The organism is Bacillus sp. YP1 (assembly GCF_000877815.1).
Taxonomy (GTDB): Bacteria; Bacillota; Bacilli; order Bacillales; family Bacillaceae; genus Bacillus; species Bacillus subtilis.
In genome coordinates, this window is sequence record NZ_CP010014.1 from 3,355,739 (window position 1) to 3,374,944 (window position 19,206).

The following is a 19,206-nucleotide window of genomic DNA, read 5'->3' on the forward strand; positions in this document are numbered from 1 at the left end:
TTTCCGGCATCTCCAATTATTTTTGGAAGGTTTTATTTTCTGGTTTTCTTCTAATGTTTTTCAAACGAATGTTTAAAGAAGCCCTACTTCTGCATAATTTTCCAAACAATAGTTAAATAGTAGCAAATGTATTCAGCACCCCGCAATAGATGAAAAAAAGACTGGTGCGCAACCAGCCTTTCTTTTTCAACTATTGAATTGCACCTGACGGAACAACCGCCTTCCGTCCGACAGAATAATACTCCACTCCTGCAGCCGCAACCTCATCCAATGTGTAGCAGTTTCTGCCGTCAAAAATGAGCGGCGTTTCCATCAAATCCTGATAAGCCGCTAACGGGAATTGTTTAATGTCAGCCCAGTCGGTTAAAATCATGACGGCGTCAGACCCTTTGACAGCTTCCTCGATCGTCTCTTTATATTCAACAGCTTGCGGGAGAACATGCTTTGCATGACTAACTGCAATGGGATCGTAGGCTCTGATACGGGCGTCGAGCGCAGCGAGACGGTCTGCAATAACAATTGACGGCGCTTCTCTCATATCGTCGGTATTCGGTTTAAATGACAGGCCTAAAAGGGCAATCGTTTTTCCCGTCACCCCGCCGAGCCTGTTCAGCGCTTTATCAACCAGCATCGCCTGCTGATTGTTGTTGACTTTGATAACCGATTTCAGCAGTTCAAAATCATGCTCGACATTGCCGGCAATTTGCACGAGGGCGTTTGTGTCCTTTGGAAAACAAGAGCCGCCGTAGCCTATGCCCGCTTTCAAAAACTGGCTCCCGATCCGCTTATCCTGTCCCATCCCGTATGCGACTGCTTCAATATCGGCACCGACCTTTTCACATATATTCGAAATTTCGTTTATAAAACTGATCTTAGTGGCCAGAAAAGCATTTGAGGCATATTTGATCATCTCGGCGCTTCTGATATCCGTTTGGTAAATCGGGATTTGAAACGGACGGAAGAGCTCCTCCAGCGTATTTGCTGTTTTCTCATCGGCCGTCCCGATCACGATCCTGTCACCATGAAAGGTGTCAAAGATCGCCGACCCCTCACGCAAAAATTCCGGATTGGATGCGACCGAAATACTGACAGGCTCCGCTAGATGTTCAGTGATCAGTCCATTAATCAAATCGTTTGTCCCAACGGGCACTGTGCTTTTCGTTACCACGACTGTATCTCGTTTGACATGCTTTGCGATGCGTTTGGCCGCATCTGTAATTTGCTCCAGATTGGCGTGCCCGTCGCTTTTCTGCGGTGTGCCGACCGCTATAAAAATGATGTCTGCCTGGGCCAAGCCTTTCTCATAGCTCGTTTCAAAGTTCAGCCGTCCATCAGCTGTATTTTTTCTCATCAGCTCTTCAAGACCTGGTTCAAATATGGGGGAAATGCCCTTTCTCATTTCATCAATCTTGTGAGCGTCAATATCAATGCAGGTTACATGATGTCCAATCTCAGAAAGAGAAACACCTGTCACAAGACCGACATAGCCTGTTCCGATGACTGTTATATTCATTGTTTCCCTCCAACAGTTAAATTGCTGCTTTGCAGCTTCCGTAATATCGTATGAGAACATCCTATCATGAATGCGAATGATCTCCCGCATAGCCTGTCGGGTACAGCCTGTACAGATTTCTGAAATGTGATTCAACCATACAATACACTATTATATCGCTCTCAAAAAGAAAGTGGTGAAATGAGAATCGGCTGTTAAAAAAGACCAAACAATTTTCTTCTTTTGACCGGTTGCGGAGGCTGTCTGAAGATGGTCTGATTCCGCAGAAGAAGCTCTGCATTTTCCGTCAGCATATAAGGAAGTTCCGAGCCGAATTCTTTCTCTAGAACATAAAGAGCCTCTTGAGTGTGAAAATTTCTCGTTTTCACATTATGGGCATCTGAGGCTACGAAATGGATCAAATTGGCTTCAACCAGCCGGAGAGAAAATGCTTTCAGCTGCTTGCCGAAGGTCCCCGCAAGACTTCCTGAAGTAATCTGAGATGCTGCTCCTTTTTCCACAAGATGATACAGCAAAGACGGGTTTTCGCGAATTTCCCTGTTGCGTTCAGGATGGGCGATAACCGGAATATATCCTTTCAGCTGCAAATCATAAAAAAGCTGCTCCGCATATCGGGGAACGTGATCAAACGGAAACTCAATCAAGATGTATTTTGTATCATTCAGCGAAAGCAGCTGCTGTTTGGCAAGGTCTTGTTCCACCTCGCCGTAGATTCTGATTTCCTGTCCCGGAAGCACATGTAAAGGAATGTCTTCTTTGATTAAACGTTTGTTTAACTGATTTGCTGTTTCTCTGACTGCGGCTGGCTCGTTTTTATACACACCGTTGTTATGATGAGGTGTCGCAATGATCGTCCGGATTCCCTGACGAACAGCGGCTCTTGCCATTTCTATGCTGTTGGCCGAATCACCTGCCCCGTCATCCAATGCGGGAAGAATGTGACAGTGAATATCGATCATGTCCTAGCCCCCTTTTTTCGCAAAAATAAATAACGGGCACGATGCACGTTATTTATTTTGCATGAAATTGTCCTTGTTTCCGTAATATCCGTATTCAGAGTGCTTCGAAAGCTTTTTGCCGTTTATAATCGCCCCAAGGAGCTTGCTTTTGCACGTTTCAAGCGCCTCTTTCGCTTTTGCGGCTTGTTCTTTTTCTGTTTTCCCACTTGAAATAACCAGAACAGAACCGTCTGCCACGTTGCCTAAAATCTGTGCATCTGCTACGGCAAGAATAGGCGGCGTATCAAAAATGACCATATCATATGCCGCACACGCTTCGTATGCAAGCTCCTTCATCCACTTCGAGGAGAGAAGCTCGGCCGGGTTTGGCGGGATCGGGCCGCTCGTCAGCACGTCAAGATGTTTTTCATTTGATGCTTGTACAGCCTGCTCCATAGAGCTTTTCTTTAATAAAACAGATGTTAAGCCAACCGTATTTTCAAGAAAAAAGGCCGTATGTACTGTTGGTTTTCGCAAATCAGCATCAATCAGGAGCACTTTTTTTCCCTGCTGGGCGAATACGACAGCCAGATTGGCGGCCGTTGTTGATTTTCCTTCCCCCGGACAAGCCGATGTAATCATGACTGATTTCATTTGCCGGTCCACTGAAGCAAATTCTATATTCGTGCGAATCGTCCGATATTGTTCAGAGTTCAAGGATTTCGGCTCTGTCATTGCAATGACATTTCTCCGCATCCGCGAGTCTCTGCTTTTTCTAAGTGCCAAAATGTCCACTCCCCGTTTTTTCAGATTGGAAACCCTGTAAGGTCTTTGCTGTTTTCTGCTCATTCGCAATGGTGGAAACTGTCCCTAAAACAGGTATGTCCAGCAAGGATTCGAGCTGCTCTTCCGATTTGATCGTATTATCCAAATGCTCAAGCAGAAAGGCCAGTCCGATGCTTCCCGCCAATCCGGCCGCAAACGCGATGGCAATGTTTAGAAGCGGCTTTGGCGATACAGGGGACGGATGTTCTGAAACCTCGGCTTTTGACAGAATGCTGACATTGTCAACATTCATAATGGATGTGATTTTGTCTTGAAAAACAGATGCTATAGTATTGGCAATATGAGCCGCTGTTTCCGCGTTTTCATCCCTGACTGATATGTTGACCACTTGGGAGTCCTGTTCGCTGGATACGGTAATTTTGTCATTCAGTTCTTGGGATGTCATCGACAGGCCCATTTCTTTAATGACTTCATCTAAGATGGCAGGGCTCTTAATGATGACATTGTACGTATTGATTAACTGAAGATTGGTTTGGACATCGTTAAATTGGACTTCTTTTCGTTCATTTTTCGATTGGTTGACCAGAATCTGAGTTGAATTTTCATAGATGGGTGTAAGTGCGAAGAAACTAATGAGTCCGCCGGCAGCAGTGGCAGCCGCGGTTACAATCATAATCAAAAGTATGCGTTTTGTTAACGTTGATAATATCTCTTTTAAGCTTGTAGATTCTCCCATGATACCTCCAAATCTCTTATAACATCCTTTTCCATCTACGATTATACAACGTTGAAACCGCATTTCTCCAGCTTTTCACGTGACATAATTCGACATTTTTTTACAATGCGTTATGTTAGCACTTTTTATGTAAGCGCTATATTTACTGTGTTGACAGTGCTGTCTCATTTTCTCTTATTCGTGCAGCCACGTCCTCTCACATAAAAAAATCCCGCTAAAGGCGTGCGGGATTTTTATGTTGCATATCCATTTTTAATATGAGAAATCAAATTTTCAAGCATTTCCTTCGTCGTCATCTCAGATGACTGCTCACCAATTTCATGTGCATGCATCAAAATTTTCAGAAATTCTTCTTGATTCAATTTCTTTTCACTCATCTTTTTATTCCTTTCAGCTTCCATTAAGTTGAAAACACGATTATTATATGATGCTGGTTATCAATTTGCAATCTCTAATACATCATTCGACACATCCCATTTTTTATGTCCTTTTTTAGGAAAAACTTTTTAAGGCCGATGTGTTGCGATATAATAGAGAAATTGGATCTTTTTATTACGTGACTCGGTTAGGAGCGATAATCATGCTTCAGAATATGATTTCCAAAGACGATGTGCTGGCATCTGCTGAACAGTTAAAAGAACTTCTTCCTTACAATGAGGAAAATGTTCAGCTGATCAAAAAAGCCCTTATTTTATATCGGCAGGATTCAGTCTATCGTTTACAAGCAGTGAGTCCGACGGAAGTTACGGCTTACGTGCAGGATGTTGTGCCTGTGCGGGTCACATTGAACTTGTTTGTCATAGTCAAAAGCGGCTGTTCATGTCCGTCCGGAAGAATCTGCCGCCATATGCTGGCTGTGTTTTTATATGTATATGCAATGTTCGAGCGAGTGGGTACTTTTACAGAGTATTGGCTCGAGAGGGAAAAGCTTGAGGAAAGCAAAGAGCTCGTCCGCCGCCAGTTTCAGGAAAAGGTGCTGCCTAATGAAGAATCGCTTTCAAGCTGGCTTGCTTTTTTTGATTCAGAGTTTTCTCTCTGGCAGGCACGTACGCCAGAAGGCAGCCAAAACATGCAGGGCCTCTATTACGGCTACCTGTCCGCATTAAAAAAACATGCGCCGAACAAGCCGGAGCTGAAAAGCCTGTACCAGATTCATTCCGCGATTGCGGTTTGGCTTCGCATGTTCACATTGATTGAAGCGGGCAAGCTGAACCCCGAACAAGATTTTTATTCCCTCAATCCGTACGTTGAACAGCTGATGGATACAATCTACAGCTCTATTGATAAATTAAAAACGTACGCGCTGTCTTTTGCGCTTGATCCGTTTTTGGATAAAACACCGGATGTTATCCGACCTTTGCTGTTGAAAGAAGAAATTTTCCAATATGAACGCATCCGCGTCTTCGGTGAAATTTGGAGTGCGCTGCTGTCGCGGCCAAAATGGGTGGCACGCGAACAGGAGATATTGAAAAAAGAAGCTGGACGGCGTTTTTCTCCCGAATTGCAATTCGGGCGCCTGCATTTAGAATTCCTGCAAAAGAATGATGACGTTATTTTTGCGGAAGCGGATCAATTCCCGCCGGAAGCGCTCCCTTATACATTCCAATGGCTGAGTGAAATGACTGCCAAGAAGGACTGGAAACGGCTTAAAACATGGTACCAGCAAATTGAACCAATTGCGATGGGTTATACGAAGCTGGATAAGCCGTTTAAAGAGATTCGCGATGTGATCGGCGAACTGTTCCTTCTGTTGAATGCCTATGTGAAGCAAACCAATGATCAAGCGCTGTTTGAACGCTTTGCCGCGGGCTGTCTGCCGTATACGTTCACAGAATACAGCCATCATTTATATGAAAAAAAACGCTATGCCGAGTGGATTGAAATTCATAGCCTTGTCGGCTTTTCCATCAATGAAATGGATAAAATGATGCTCAAGGAAATTGCAGCGAGCGATCCTGAGGCGCTTATACCGGCTTACCATAGAGAAGTGGCTTTTTTTATTGATCAGAAGAACCGCAGCTCGTACAAGGAAGCCGCCCGGTATTTGAAAAAATTGCGCACCCTGTACAAAAAAGCGAAAAAGCAGAAGGTGTGGGAGCGGTATATTCAGCTGCTGAGCTCGCATTACAAGCGCCTGCGTGCGCTTCAAGAAGAACTGCAGAAAGGAAAGTTGATTGATGGCGAGTCTTAAAGAAATTCTCATCCACGTCGAACAAATGGAAGATGGGTCATTTACGCTCTCAGCCTTTGATGAGAATGAGCAGCCTCTTCCCTACAGCCATATGAAAAAGCATTTGTTCCAATGGCATGAATCCTCATTTTACGGAACCTTTCTAGAGGATGTCAGCTTCATCGGGACGACTGCTGTCCTGCTATCTCCATGGATGACTGTAGAGCTTCTCGGCAAAAACTCGTTCAACTCATTCAGCTCCGTGCAACTTACAGAAGAAACAGAGCCGCTGATCGAGGCGGCCTCGACCATCTATGAATTTATCGCGGACGGCGATTTTCTGCCTGACTATGACGCATGGACAAACGGTGTTTTTCGCTGGAAGGACCGCGATAATATACTGGAGGGCTTTACTGCGGAATGGTTTTCCGCTGCCGTACAGGATTACATCCAATACGACGATGAACTGCGGGAGAAATGGGAACATATCAAGGAGAAATCGCCTGCGGTTACGTCATTCCGCGGCCATTTTCTTGATGAAGAGGATTTTCTGGAAGGCATTGGCTGGATTGACGACCAATCTCCATTTACTGTCGGCTTACGCTTAAATGAACCGGACTTTGACGGAGACGATTGGAAAATTGAGATGTTTTTACGTGATAAAAAGAGCGGTGCTGTAGAATTTTTTGACGGGCTGAAGAGCCTCAAAAAATCGTGGCAGGCATACAGCGATAAAATCGCGCGTGAGCAGGACCGCTTTCACAGAACGGTTCCGTGGCTGTCGTTTGATTCCGGGACAACGCTGATCTCGGAGGAAGAAGCCTGGATCTTCCTGTCAGAAGCAAGTGAGACGCTTGTCGATATGGGGGTAGAAATCCTCCTGCCGTCCTGGTGGCAGATTGTCAGAGACAGCAACATGATGCTGAAAGCAAAGGTGTCGTCCTCCCCGCGCGGCGAGTCATTTGTCGGCATGAATGCACTGCTTGATTTCAACTGGCGGTTTGCGACAAATGGAATTGAACTGACTGAGGCTGAATTTAATGAGCTTGTCGCCAGCAACAGGCGCCTTGTTAATATCCGCGGGCAATGGGTTAAAATCGATCCGCAGTTTATCAAACAGATGAAACGCCTGATGGAAAAAGCAGAATCAGAGGGACTCCACATGTCTGATATTCTGGCGCGTGAGCTAATGGATCAGCAGGATGGCGGACTTGAGGATTCGGATCTGATTGATACATCCGCTTTCGCCGGCATTCAGTTTGATCTGTCTAAACAGCTCAGGTCACTGATTCGAAAGCTCACTGCCGCGGAAAACCTGCCGGAGCACGAAGTCAGTCCTTCTTTCAAAGGAACGCTCCGCCCTTATCAGAAATACGGCATGAACTGGCTGCTGTTTCTGCGGGAAAGCGGTTTTGGCGCCTGTCTGGCTGACGATATGGGGCTTGGGAAAACGATTCAAATGATCGCCTATTTCCTTCACGTGAAGGAAATAGGCCGGCAAAAAACGCCTCATTTGATTATTGCGCCGACATCCGTACTTGGCAACTGGCAGCGGGAGCTTCAAACCTTTGCCCCTGATCTGTCTGTCGCGCTCCATTATGGGCCGCGCCGGCCAAAGGGTGATGATTTCGCCGCGCATTATGAAAACGCAGACGTGGTGCTCACTTCATATGGACTGTCACATGCCGATACTGAAGAGCTTTCTTCTGTGACATGGAACACGATCTGCCTTGATGAAGCGCAAAATATTAAAAACGCGCATACGAAGCAATCACGCGCAATCAGGAAGCTGAAGGGGCTCCACCATATCGCGCTGAGCGGCACGCCGATGGAAAACCGACTGACGGAGCTGTGGTCTATTTTTGACTTCATGAATAAAGGCTACCTCGGCAGTTTGACCGGCTTCCATAAACGCTATGTGCTGCCGATCGAAAAAGACCGGGACGAAAAGAGAATCGGACAGCTTCAGCAATTAATCCGGCCATTCCTTCTCCGCCGGACGAAACGGGATGAAGAGGTCGCGCTTAATCTTCCTGAGAAGCTGGAAGAAAAAGAATTTATCCCGCTGTCAGCCGAGCAGGCATCCCTTTATGAGCAGCTCGTCAAAGACACTTTTGACCATATGACATCCCTGACCGGCATGCAGCGAAAAGCGCTGATCCTCAGCATGCTTGGACGGCTCAAGCAAATATGCGATCATCCCGCGCTTTATTTAAAGGAAGAGCAAACCGAGCTGCTGGCCGGCAGATCAGTCAAGCTCGAAAAATTGCTGGAACTGATGACAGCGATCCGCGCCCAAAACGAAAGCTGCCTGATTTTCACGCAATACATTCAGATGGGGAACATGATGAAGCGGCTGCTTGAAAAAACGTTCGGGGAACCTGTGCAATTTTTAAATGGGAGTCTCTCCAAGCAAGAGCGGGATACACTCGTTGAGAAATTTCAAAGGAAAGAATATCCGACACTGATTCTTTCACTCAAAGCTGGAGGCACCGGACTTAATTTGACCGCCGCCAATCACGTCATCCATTATGACAGATGGTGGAACCCGGCGGTTGAAAATCAAGCGACTGACCGTGCATACCGCATAGGCCAGGAGCGCTTTGTCCACGTTCATAAAATGATTACGACAGGAACAATCGAAGAAAAAATTGATGTCATGCTTGAATCCAAGCAAACCCTGAACGATCAAATTATCCAAAGTGAAAACTGGATTACCGAGCTTTCCACACAGGAGCTCGAAGAATTGTTTACATTAAGCGCTACAGCGCAATAATCATGACTAAAAAAGCTGGCTCTAAAAGAGCCAGCTTTTTTCCGTTCATAGCCGTCACGCCGAATTTCCAAAAAATCCGTTACGCCGGTTATCAACAGGGTGCGCTTTTGTGGCAGCACATATACTTACAACAAATGTTTCATCATATGTGCGACACCGTGTTCGTCATTGGTTAAGGTGACAGCATCGGCTATCGATTTGATGTCTTCCCGGGCATTGCCCATCGCTACACCTTTTCCCGCAGCCTCCAGCATCGATTTGTCATTTAAACTGTCACCTACAGCAGCGGTTTCCTCGAGCGGAATATTCAGCTGTTTTGCAAGCCTCTTCAGCGCCTGCCCCTTGGAAGCTTTGCGGGAAGAAAGCTCAAAGTTGTGCTCAGCCGAACTGACAAGCGTCAAATCTTCGGCATGCTCATATCTTTTCCAGCCTGCCTCAAGCTTTTCTTTGAAGAAAGAAAAGCCGAGAATATTGTAAAAATCGATTGGCTCATCGGCTTCAAACAGCTCTTGAAAGGAGTTAATGTAAGCAAAGCCCGATTGGCTGTATTGCACCTCGGCCGCCTGCTTAAGGACAGAAAGATCCGCTTCCGGATTTGCGCTTCTGAATCTGTCCAGCTCAACATCAAGAAGTTCTCTGCCGTTTTGCGGCGTATAAATCGCTGAACCTGTGAATACCTCATAATAATAGTTTTCCGACTCAAGCCATGAGAGAATGTCATACGCCCGTTTCTTATCAATCGTTTCGTGATGATAAAGCCTACCCTCGGGATCGTGAATGACGGCGCCGTTCGCACTGATGACCCATGTTTTGATCCCCAGCGGTTCAAAGATTGACATGACGTCAAAATGAGCGCGCCCAGTTGACACCACCACCTCAATACCGTTCCGCTGCGCCTGCCGCAGTGCGTTTTCATTTTCCAAGCTTACCTGATGCTTGCTGTTGAGTAAGGTTCCATCTAAGTCAATCGCAATTAATTTCACGTTTGTCAGTCCTTTCCTTCATCCTGCTCTGTCACGAGAAGCTCAACGCCGTTTCGGTCAAGCAAGTCACAAAATGCCTGATTCGGCAGCCTGTCTGTAATCAAAAGGTCGATTTCATTCAGCTCCGCATACTGATAAAAACTGGTGCTGCCCAGCTTCGAATGATCTGCAAGCGCGATGACCTGCTTTGCCTGCTGTATCATTTTCCGCTTCACCATGCCATCCTCTTCATGCGCAATTGTAATGCCATGTTCGGAAATACCGACCACACCAATCAGCGCTTTATCAACATGGTAGCTTGAGAGCTTTTCAATCACAGAGGACCCGTACAGAAAGCGGTGCTCCTTTTCCAGCTTGCCTCCCAGCAGATAAATTTCAATTCCCTCTTTATCGGACAGCACATCCGCAAGATTAATCGAATTGGTGATTACCGTACAATCAACCGCATTCAAATGCTTTGCACATGCCTGAACAGTTGTAGAGGCGTCTAAAATCACCCGGTCACCATCATGAATAAGCGATGCTGCAAGCCTGCCGATCTTATTTTTTTCCTTAGACACTGTTTTCAGGCGGCCGGAATAGCTTTGAATTTTCTGATGCACAGTCGGCAAAATGGCGCCGCCTCTTGTGCGGATGATGGCATTCTGTTCCTCAAGTTTCACAAGATCTCGTCGCGCTGTATCCCTTGACACTTGCAGGAGCGTACAGATCTGCTCCGTTGTAATTCGGTTATGCTGTTTTAAAAAATCCAAAATCGCTACTAATCTTTCTTCTTGGTACACGCCCTCATTCCTTTTCTCAGCAATCATTTATAAGTAATTATAAGTTTTTATTTAATCTTATTCAATATTAATAAGTGATTTTAAGTAAAAATGCGTCTAGAGAACCAATTTTTCCTAAGTGGACAAAAAGAAAGAACCAGTCTGGTCGACTGGTCAATTTTGAGGGGATGATGCGAAGATCTGGATAATAGTGAATGGATAGATAACGGGAGGAGCAGGGGGTGTCAATCAGCAGCTTTTTCCCGGGGTTTAGGGTCCATAAAACGAACAGTGTCAGCCAACACTTCTGTTACATACACGTTAACGCCTTCCGCGTTTTCATAGCTTCTTGTCTGAATCCGTCCGCTTACGCCGACGAGAGAACCTTTTTGGCAATACAACGCCGTGTTTTCAGCTGTTTTTCTCCAAAGTGTGCAATTGACGTAATCAGCTTCGATTTCACCTGAAGCATTCTTGAAGCTGCGGTTCACCGCGAGCGTAACATGTGCAACTGCCGCACCGGCGGAAGTGTAGCGAAGATCAGGATCTTTTGTAAGACGTCCGACAAGCATGACCTGATTGAACATGCGATTCCTCCTCTCCTTGCGGTTGTATGTATTGTAAATGATGCAACAAGAAAAGAAAAACGCTTAAAAATGGCTTTCAGCCTCTGTTTTTATCTTTCGTTTTCATTTTTCCTTCAGCTAAAAACATCTTTTGCTTTTTTCCTTTGAAGAAATATGTACTTTTTAAAAAACGGAAAAAGATTTGCTTTGTCAGCCAGTTTTGCGTATTCATGCGCACATAGGAAGAGCCATCCCACGCAAACCACTGAAAGCTCAATTTTTTTTCCGGCATTGACAGCTTGATTTTATACTGCTCCATGCCATCTTGTGTTTCGTATAAAAAACTTATTCTTCCTTTTTTGTTCAGATGAACCTCAAACACTTCTTTACGGCTTAACATATATGTTACTTCCTTTTGAATCAAATGACTTTCAGAAGGAACGCCGTCAATATAAATTTCTTTTAAACGAAATTGATTCATACCACATCTCTCCGTAATCCATAGTCAGTTACAGTATAATGAAAAAATAGAAATTATTAAATGTTTCGCTCATACAAAATTCTTTAGCCCCAACATTGCAGGATTTTTTCCTCGAAAACGTTTATGTTATAATGGAAGGCAAGAAAACTTTGGAAGTAATCGGGGTGAGAAGAAATGAAAACCTTTAAACTGGTTGACCTGAATGTGGAACGAGTGGACAAGGAAGAACAATCAATTGAACAGTTTCCCCTTATTGACGGACTGATTATAAATAAAGAAGACGGTGAAAATCACTGGCTGATTGAGGCGCTTGTACAGAAAGAACATCTGTCTTTTTTTGAACAGCTTCAAAACAGCCAATCTGAAGCCAAAGTATTTGTAACGATCACGAAAAAAAGCAATCGCCCCGCCCAGCTGACAGCAGCAGTGAAAAATATCGTCAAGCTGGAAGAAAGCATTCAGGTTTTACTCTACGGACAAATGGTCACAAGAAAACAGCAGGGCACTGAAACCATTCTCGAGTCCCTTGTAAAAGAGGGCTATACAGGAACAAAACTCATTGAGGCATTTAAACAAAAGTTATAAATATGAGGGGGCATGGTTCCCCAAAACAGACACAGAACCGAAGAGCATCACAATAGACATTTAGAATAGATATGTTCTGCATGAAAAAAGCTGCCGTTTTGAACGGCAGCTTTTCTTTTCCATATTTAATTTGTATGGCCAAAAGAATCAACCAATTCCCCTTTCACAACAAGGCGCCCTTCAGTTTTGACAGCCTTGTCACATGTGATTAGCGTAATCTCTTTTTTGTTTGTCTCCTCAATTACATCTGCATCCATTTCCGATATGATATCTTTAGATGTTACAGAATAGATATAATCCTTTTTAAAATCCGTGATGACAATTTGGGCACCTGTTTTTATATTTTCCAGAGGTCCGAACAGAAGATTCTTTTGCTTCAAATGATGGCCCGCCAACGGATAATTTCCCTCGCCCATTTTTTGATCCGGGCGCATTGTTGCCGCCCCTATCAAAAGATTTTCATTGGTTGTGCCTTTTACGATCGGAAGCTCCAGATCAACACTTTTAATTGTTATCCGCCCGATAACCGCTTTTTGATCGTGATCAAAGCCGGCCTTTACAGCATCCATCAACTCAGGCGGCTCGATTGAATCAAATTCATATTCCGCTTCTCTCTCATTATTTTTTTTCAGCTGCTCCACAGTTAAGGCCGATTCACTCTGGCTTTTGCTAAGATAAGCTATAATTCCACCTTTGATATAAGGAGAAGAGATCAGCAGCAGTCCGAAAAGGATGAACACCGTAATGATCATTTTCTTGTACATGCAAAAAACCCTTTCTTATGCATCCTTCTAAAAACGCTCCGTGTCACTTTCACTTTTCAAAAAAGCACCTGATCGATTCTTCAATGATCAGGTGCCTTCAACTTTATCCTTTTCTTTGTTTCTTTCTTGAGGCAACAGCTAAGCCTCCGCCTGCCATAAGCAGCAGGATACCGATCATTGCTGTCAGCATGCTGTCTGTATCTCCGGTTTTTGGAAGGGTTTTGTCTGTGTTCGACTGACCATCCGAGCTGCCATCTGTACCATTGGTATTCGGATGATCTCCATCATCTTTTCCATTTCCACCCGGTGCAGGTTTATCAGGATGATCATGTTTATCAGGCGCTGGTGTTTTCACTTTTTGATTAGAAACTACGATCTCAACAGCTTTTGACTGTCCTTTTTCAATTGTGAATTCAATCGGTGTTTCGTCAAGTTTATAACCTTCGGGAGCCTTCGTTTCAATCAATTGGTAGCTTCCCGGCGCAAGGCCTTTTACAGTGAACTGCCCATTTTGATCTGTTTTCCAGAGTTCAGAAAGCTCTTTTCCATACCCGTCAGTTTTTACAGGCTTGCCGCTTTCGTCCAATAACTTGAATTCAGCGCCCTCCAAAACGGTATTTTTATCGTCTTGATCCACTTTTTTCACATTTACGTCACCTGGTGCCAATATGTTTTCCGCGGTGATTTCGACTGTTTTCGTGTCTGTGTTTGTGATCTTGAACGATATAGGAGTTTGGTCCAACTCATAATCTTTAGGCGCTTTTGTTTCAACAAACTGATATTCGCCAGCTTTAAGGCCGTGCACCGTGATTTGTCCTTTGTCATCGGTAACCAAACCGGACTTCAGCACTTTGCCGTTGGCATCTGTCAAATTGAACTCCGCACCTTGCAGAACTTTATGCTGATCATGCTGATCCACTTTGGTGAGGACAACAAGGTTCTTCGTATTAACCGCTGTTGCTTTCACTTGCTCAGGTTTGCCGCCATATTCTGCTTTAATGGTGAATGACACTGGCTTTTCGGATAAAAGATATCCATCTGGCGCCTGTTTTTCGATAAATTGATAGCTTCCCGGCGCTAACCCGTCAACTTCAATTTTGCCGCCTTCTTTTGAGACTAGATCGTCTCTCACTGTTTTCCCATTGCTGTCCGTGATTTTGAATACCGCGCCTGCCAAGCCTTTTCCATCTTGATCTTCCTTCGTCAGCTGAACCGATCCTTGATAGTTCACGGCGATCGCATCTGCGGCTTCAGGCTTTCCTGCTGCAGATTCTGAGATGGTAAACTCTATTTTCTCCGTGTTCAGCACATAACCGTCTGGCGCTTTCGTTTCAACAAAGGCGTAGCGTCCCGGCGAAAGATCTGAAGCCTTCACTTTTCCGTCTTTATCGGAAGTAAGCTCTTCTTGAACCGTATTTCCTTTTTCGTCGACAATGTTAAAAACTGCACCTTCAAGCTTCTTGCCTTCAGCATTTTCCTTCGTCAACTCAACGGAGCCTTTATGATTAATGGCGATCCCGGCATCTGTAGCTTCAGGCTTTCCTTCAGAGGAATCAGAAATCTCAAACTCTATTTTCTCTGTGTTCAGCACATAACCGGCTGGCGCTTTCGTTTCAACAAAAGCGTATTGTCCCGGTGCAAGGCCTGAAGCTGCGACTTTCCCATTTTTATCTGAGGTCAGTCCTTCTTGAACCGTATTACCTTCCTTGTCGATAATCTTAAAGACGGCTCCTTCAAGCTTCTGGCCATCGGCATCTTCCTTCGTCAGCTCAACAGAGCCTTTATCGTTAACGGCGATTCCGGCATCTGCGGCTTCAGGCTTTCCTGCTGTAGATTCTGAGATGGTAAATTCTTTTTTCTTTGTATTCAGCACATAGCCGGCTGGCGCTTTTATTTCCACAAAGGCGTAGCGTCCCGGCGCAAGACCCGAAGCCTCGATTTTACCGTCTTTATCTGAAGTCAGCTTCTCTTGAACGACCTTTCCATCTTGATCGACAATGTTGAATACTGCGCCTTCAAGTTTCTGGCCTTCAGCATTTTCCTTCGTCAGTGAGACTTTTCCTTGATAGTTGGTCATTTTCCCTAAATTAACGTCGGACACTTGATTCTTTTCATTCTTTGCGACTGAGAAGTGAATCGCTTTTGTATTTACGATAAAGCCTTCAGGAGCTTGTGTTTCTGTCAAGCGATAGTAGCCCGCCGGCAAACCGTTCATTTCTACTTTTCCGTTTTTATCAGATTTTATATCTGTTCGTATGAGAGTATAGGTGCCGTCATTTGACTTTTTCTCCAGCTTGAAAACAGCACCTGCCAAAGGATTGTTTTGTTCGTCTTGTTTGATAAGCGTCACCTTGTTCTGTTGATTTATGACTTTGTGCAGCGCTCCTGTCTTGGAGGAGTTGCTGTCTATCTTAACAGAGACTCCTTTTGCATAAGCATCACTGATGGTATATCCGTCAGGCGCTTTGACTTCTTTTAATACATAGGAACCGTAGCGAATATTTCCGAATGTAAGCTTCCCGCCGGCATCCGTCGTACCAGTGCGGAGGAGCTGTTTGGAGTCCTCAGACCATAACTGGAATTCTGCTCCTTCAAGAGCTTTATCGTCCTCTCCAGTCTTAAAAATCGTCAGGCTTCCTTTTTCTCCGGATCCGGAACCGTCGCCGCTTGAAATGGCAACAAAGATCGAGCTGCTGTTTTCTTGAGTCTGCTCCTTCACATTTGTTCCTGAAATGGACACCTTATTTTTAACGTGGCCGTTCGTGCCGGCTATGTTAATCAGTGACCGGTATTTGATCACATAGGCGCGGTCAATTTGTTTATAGCTGCCTATGAATTTCAGGACAAACGATTGTTCACCTGTTGTATTGTCCGTTTTGATGTCTAACGTGTAGTCTTTGTCTTTTTGAAGCTCGACATCGCCTGCGGTCAGATTTCCACTGCTGTCTTTGACCACTCCGTTTTCATCATATTTTGCTTGATACACTTTAAAAGAATCCGCATCTAATATTTGATTTTCATCCGGCGTGTCAGTAACTTTTACGTCATCCAGCGTTGATTGGCTGGAGTTGACATTGATGTTCCAATCGATATAGCTTCCATTTTGTTTACCGCCTTTGAAAACCAGACTTCCTCCGTTCGTAACTGAAACAGAGCCCGTCAGTGTGCGGTCTGCATAACCGTCATTATAGTAGGTTGCCTTGTTTGTGTACTGATTCTGATCAATGACCTGTCCTTTGAGTGATGTCTTAAACTCAATCAGATATGGTACAGAATCGCCTGTTTTAAGGTGTACCGTCAGCGTGCGTTCATTTTTTGCAGAAGGCTCTTCGACATCATACTTGGAAGGATCAAGCGCGTCTCCTTCTGTGATCGAGCCGTTTTTATTGATCGTATAACTCTTAACGACAACGGAATCCGGCACAAATTGCTGAGGATCTGTTATGGCATCTTTGATATAAGGGTTTTTCGTCGGCTCGCCGTTATAGTTGACGCCGATTTTCCACGTGATTTCCTTTGAAACCGCGTTATATGATCCGTTTTTGAAACCATTATTTGAAGTCTGATGATTCGGCGTAAAACCGCTTGATACCTTATTCGTGCGCTCATTGCCGTTTTGATCAGTCCATGTCGACTGAGCTGTATTCTTAACGCTTTCGTTAGAATAATCGGCATTGAACGTTGTCGTATAAGTGATCTTAAATTGACTGTCTGTTTTTGCATAATCCCCGATCAATGCCAAAGTAAAGCCTTTATGATCCGGTTTTTTTATTAACGTGTAGTCTTTGTCTTTCTGCAATGTTTTGTTGTTCGTTGTGTCTTGAAGCTTGAACGATTCATCAATCAGTACCAATCCGCCGCTTTCGAATTGATCATCCAGCGTCCAATTGTTCATCTCATAGTTGTTTTTATTAACTGTAATCGTCCAATCAGCCGTCTTCTTCTCATAATCTACGTTTGAATATCCTTTGATGAGGTTTTGCTGAATGGCTATTCCGGAAGCCTCTTTTGAATCCCCTGTTCCGGTCACAACGCTGTTGGTGTATGTTGTCGATTTATCAATGATCACTCCGCTGTTGACCTTTGTTTGATATGTGATTTTGTACGCGCTGGTAATGGTTTTATTAAATTTGACTTCAAATCCGCTTCCATTATCGATCAGCGTATAGTCCTCGCCTTCCTTTAAAGGCGTTCCCGCTTGCTCACTGCCGTTCTGTCCAAAGGTAATAGGAATAACCTTCAAAGAATCTTTCACAAGATGCAAATCGCCAGTTCCAAAAGCATCTTTAATGCTGGCCTTGGATTGGTCGATCTGTTTCTCACCGTAATTGTATGAAAGAGCCCAGCTGAATGTTTGAGATTCTCCATCATAGCCGGTCGATGATTTCGCGATCATTCTTCCATATTTGGCTGCAACAGTGGCTTCGGCAGAAATGGGTTCCAGGTTGTCTCCGCTGAATGCCGCCTTGTTCGTCAGCGTTACATTTCCGCCTTCACTCGGCTTCGCACTATTGTCAATGTCGGTTTCGTATACAAGGCGGTATGCTGAATCAATTGTCCCGTCAAATGTGACATTTCCTTTTGAATCAACACTGTAGCCGGAAGAAACTTCATTTCCTCTGCTGACAGAACCATCAATGTTCACATTGAGTTCATACACTTTAACTGAACGGTAGATTACGCCATCTGGAAGGCTTTCCGTGAGTTTGGCATTTTTGACTTGATCCAACTTTTTATTGACATCGACCGTCCATGTTACTTTACCAGGGTTGATGCCTTTATCCAGCACACCTGATTTATCAATGGTTTTACTCACATTGGGTTTAAAATAAACTGTTGTTTCAGGAGTATCGGCATTCACAGGAAATGGGATCTTTTGTGTTGTCGAACCCGTTATTTTTTTCTCGTTGAACTGCGTATTGATAACCAATGTGCCTTTGACATTAGAACTGTCTTTTACCTCGCCGTTAAATGTCATTACCACATGTCCGTTCGTATCAATAGAAAATGTCCCGTATGTGGTGTCTCCGGCGCTTAAAGGCAGGTTCACAATGTCATTATGCATAATAAATTCTTTAGGCAAATCAAATTCATATTTATCGCCGGCATTGATTGTTTTTCCTAAATTGTCGGGAATGGCCCAATCAATTGAAATTTTCACCGGAGAATTCGTATTGGCGCGATTGCCCTTGTCATATGGCTTTCCGTTTTCGTCCGTCAACGTCACGCCAGTTAAAATATGTTGCGTGATTTGTTTTTCTTCAGTTTGCAAGCTTTTGAAAGCTGATTGACTTGAGGATGACACTTTTTTTGAATCATCACTCTTAGAGGCTTCGCCGCTCTTAGCGTCATCTGACGGCTGCTGTTCTTCCTCTTTTTGATCCTTGCTGACTGAAGGTGCAGGTTTGTCATCTTTCCCTTCCTGATCACCCGCAGTATCAGAAGAGTCGTTTTTTGGCTCTTCCGCCTCGGCATCTGGTGTCTCCTCTTTCTTAACAGGAATGATCACCTGCTGGGTTTTGCCTCCCCCTAGCTGAAAAAGGGCTGCTGCTGTATGTTCATCGCCTTTTACATCTGCAGTAAACTTAGCTGGTAGTGTAATGGTCCCCTTGGCATCAGGAGAATCCGCGGATGCAGTTGTTAATTTTACTGTCATGGTGCTGCTGCCCGCCGGCACTTGATAGCTGCCGATGACCTGATCAGCAGATTTGATCTCACCTTCTGCACCTTTATCAAATGTAAAGCTTTTAGGTATCTCCACATTGATATCCTGTTCGCTATCTGCTTTTTTGTCTTTTTTCAATGACCATTCATATGTCAGTTTCACTTCGTCCCCCGGTGTTAGTGCCGGTTTGTTTCCTTTTGATCCGTCAACAATCTGGCCCTTGGCGTCCTTAACTGTTACCGAATCGAAGAATTGGCTGTCACTTGACGTTACGTCCACAGCCTGTGCTGTAAGAGTATAGCTGGCGATCTGGCTGAAGAAGAAAAAGATGGCAAGGCTTATGATCATAACGATCCGCCCGCTTTTTTTCAGCCCTAAGGGAAAACTCCTCGTTCTCAACTTTTCATTCCTCCCTTTCTTATCTATCTTTCACTTGCCGATTGATCCGCGAGACCATAACATCATGTCTCATCCCCCAAAAA

14 protein-coding genes are annotated in these 19,206 nt (G+C 44.5%); 3 read left to right on the plus strand and 11 right to left on the minus strand.

The genetic code is table 11. The features are described 5' to 3' along the window. Positions 1-190 precede the first annotated feature (190 nt). The 5 genes from uglF to QF06_RS21520 all read right to left on the minus strand — a co-directional run bounded on the left by uglF (position 191) and on the right by QF06_RS21520 (position 4,350). Positions 191-1,513, minus strand: coding sequence for a UDP-glucose 6-dehydrogenase UglF (gene uglF / locus QF06_RS16510; RefSeq protein WP_041850440.1), 1,323 nt, complete (start codon positions 1,511-1,513; stop codon positions 191-193). A 194-nt stretch (positions 1,514-1,707) separates the two neighbouring features. Further along, complete coding sequence (locus QF06_RS16515; RefSeq protein WP_041850439.1) at positions 1,708-2,472, minus strand: tyrosine-protein phosphatase; 765 nt, start codon at positions 2,470-2,472, stop codon at positions 1,708-1,710. A gap of 48 nt (positions 2,473-2,520) precedes the next feature. Beyond that, entirely contained in the window at positions 2,521-3,237 is a 717-nt protein-coding gene (gene ptkA, locus QF06_RS16520; protein WP_041519554.1) for a tyrosine-protein kinase PtkA, read from the minus strand. Then, on the minus strand, positions 3,227-3,973 hold the full coding sequence (gene tkmA, locus QF06_RS16525; protein WP_041850438.1) for a protein-tyrosine kinase activator TkmA: 747 nt from the start codon (positions 3,971-3,973) through the stop codon (positions 3,227-3,229). Before tkmA ends, ptkA begins: the two co-directional genes overlap by 11 nt. 233 nt (positions 3,974-4,206) lie before the next feature. Further along, a complete protein-coding gene (locus QF06_RS21520) occupies positions 4,207-4,350 on the minus strand; it encodes a YwzD family small protein (RefSeq protein WP_003242876.1) in 144 nt (47 codons plus the stop codon). Positions 4,351-4,553: 203 nt separating this feature from the next. Between QF06_RS21520 and QF06_RS16530 the strand changes: the two genes are divergently transcribed. Both QF06_RS16530 and QF06_RS16535 read left to right on the plus strand, forming a co-directional pair. Further along, a complete protein-coding gene (locus tag QF06_RS16530; protein WP_021480778.1) occupies positions 4,554-6,164 on the plus strand; it encodes an SWIM zinc finger family protein in 1,611 nt (536 codons plus the stop codon). Continuing rightward, positions 6,151-8,919, plus strand: coding sequence for a DEAD/DEAH box helicase (locus QF06_RS16535; protein WP_041850437.1), 2,769 nt, complete (start codon positions 6,151-6,153; stop codon positions 8,917-8,919). Before QF06_RS16530 ends, QF06_RS16535 begins: the two co-directional genes overlap by 14 nt. Positions 8,920-9,044: 125 nt before the next feature. Here QF06_RS16535 and ywpJ read toward each other — a convergent pair whose 3' ends face one another. The 4 genes from ywpJ to ywpG all read right to left on the minus strand — a co-directional run bounded on the left by ywpJ (position 9,045) and on the right by ywpG (position 11,710). Then, positions 9,045-9,902 carry a phosphatase YwpJ gene (ywpJ, locus tag QF06_RS16540; RefSeq protein WP_041850436.1) on the minus strand — a complete coding sequence of 286 codons (858 nt, stop codon included), beginning with the start codon at positions 9,900-9,902 and terminating at the stop codon, positions 9,045-9,047. Positions 9,903-9,907: 5 nt separating this feature from the next. Continuing rightward, positions 9,908-10,684, minus strand: coding sequence for a transcriptional regulator GlcR (glcR, locus tag QF06_RS16545; RefSeq protein ID WP_021480781.1), 777 nt, complete (start codon positions 10,682-10,684; stop codon positions 9,908-9,910). A gap of 224 nt (positions 10,685-10,908) precedes the next feature. Further along, the gene (gene ssbB / locus QF06_RS16550; RefSeq protein ID WP_014478203.1) at positions 10,909-11,250 is read right to left on the minus strand and encodes a single-stranded DNA-binding protein SsbB; all 342 of its coding nucleotides are present in this window, start codon (positions 11,248-11,250) and stop codon (positions 10,909-10,911) included. 76 nt (positions 11,251-11,326) lie between these two features. Continuing rightward, on the minus strand, positions 11,327-11,710 hold the full coding sequence (gene ywpG, locus QF06_RS16555; RefSeq protein ID WP_003227796.1) for a DynA interaction protein YwpG: 384 nt from the start codon (positions 11,708-11,710) through the stop codon (positions 11,327-11,329). A 174-nt stretch (positions 11,711-11,884) separates the two neighbouring features. On the opposite strand from ywpG, the gene QF06_RS16560 reads away from it, so the two are divergent. Continuing rightward, positions 11,885-12,295, plus strand: a complete 411-nt coding sequence (locus tag QF06_RS16560) for a YwpF-like family protein (RefSeq protein WP_003227794.1) — start codon at positions 11,885-11,887, stop codon at positions 12,293-12,295. 125 nt (positions 12,296-12,420) lie between these two features. Here the strand turns inward: QF06_RS16560 and QF06_RS16565 are convergent, their stop codons facing one another. Continuing rightward, positions 12,421-13,059, minus strand: a complete 639-nt coding sequence (locus QF06_RS16565; protein ID WP_041850435.1) for a class A sortase — start codon at positions 13,057-13,059, stop codon at positions 12,421-12,423. Between the two features lie 103 nt (positions 13,060-13,162). Further along, the gene (locus tag QF06_RS16570) at positions 13,163-19,123 is read right to left on the minus strand and encodes a SpaA isopeptide-forming pilin-related protein (RefSeq protein ID WP_043940210.1); all 5,961 of its coding nucleotides are present in this window, start codon (positions 19,121-19,123) and stop codon (positions 13,163-13,165) included. Positions 19,124-19,206 lie beyond the last annotated feature (83 nt).

What these genes read in the sequence shown, in the direction of transcription:
- uglF (WP_041850440.1), bottom strand. Translation starts at nt 1,513, where the DNA reads ATGAATATAACAGTCATCGGAACAGGCTATGTCGGTCTTGTGACAGGT.
- QF06_RS16515 (WP_041850439.1), bottom strand. Translation starts at nt 2,472, where the DNA reads ATGATCGATATTCACTGTCACATTCTTCCCGCATTGGATGACGGGGCA.
- tkmA (WP_041850438.1), bottom strand. Translation starts at nt 3,973, where the DNA reads ATGGGAGAATCTACAAGCTTAAAAGAGATATTATCAACGTTAACAAAA.
- QF06_RS21520 (WP_003242876.1), bottom strand. Translation starts at nt 4,350, where the DNA reads ATGAGTGAAAAGAAATTGAATCAAGAAGAATTTCTGAAAATTTTGATG.
- QF06_RS16530 (WP_021480778.1), top strand. Translation starts at nt 4,554, where the DNA reads ATGCTTCAGAATATGATTTCCAAAGACGATGTGCTGGCATCTGCTGAA.
- QF06_RS16535 (WP_041850437.1), top strand. Translation starts at nt 6,151, where the DNA reads ATGGCGAGTCTTAAAGAAATTCTCATCCACGTCGAACAAATGGAAGAT.
- ssbB (WP_014478203.1), bottom strand. Translation starts at nt 11,250, where the DNA reads ATGTTCAATCAGGTCATGCTTGTCGGACGTCTTACAAAAGATCCTGAT.
- ywpG (WP_003227796.1), bottom strand. Translation starts at nt 11,710, where the DNA reads ATGAATCAATTTCGTTTAAAAGAAATTTATATTGACGGCGTTCCTTCT.
- QF06_RS16560 (WP_003227794.1), top strand. Translation starts at nt 11,885, where the DNA reads ATGAAAACCTTTAAACTGGTTGACCTGAATGTGGAACGAGTGGACAAG.
- QF06_RS16565 (WP_041850435.1), bottom strand. Translation starts at nt 13,059, where the DNA reads ATGTACAAGAAAATGATCATTACGGTGTTCATCCTTTTCGGACTGCTG.